1 pseudogene is annotated in these 255 nt (G+C 64.7%); it reads left to right on the top strand.

What is annotated here, in order from left to right:
* Nucleotides 1-255 (top strand): annotated as a pseudogene (locus tag AAEZ05_RS29335) (DUF1120 domain-containing protein); the annotation flags it as partial.

The following is a 255-nucleotide window of genomic DNA, read 5'->3' as shown; positions in this document are numbered from 1 at the left end:
CCTACACCGACCTGCCCAGGGAAACCCTGCTGCTGAGTGTGCGTTGCGAAGGGCCGACCATTTTCACCCTGAACACCATCGACAACCGTGCGGGCACTGCCGCCAGCCACTTCAGCTGGCACGGCCTGGGGATGACGCCCAGTGATGAAAAAGTCGGCGATGCCGGGCTTGGCCTGTATAGCCCGGTGGCCGATGGCATCCCGGTACGCACCATCACCTCCCGGGATGGCGGCGTGACCTGGATCCCCTCGGTGA

Source organism: Pseudomonas sp. HY13-MNA-CIBAN-0226, from assembly GCF_040310305.1.
Taxonomy (GTDB): Bacteria; Pseudomonadota; Gammaproteobacteria; order Pseudomonadales; family Pseudomonadaceae; genus Aquipseudomonas; species Aquipseudomonas gregormendelii.
Note: the sequence above shows the minus strand (reverse complement) of the source record. Positions and strands in the feature narration are given on the sequence as shown.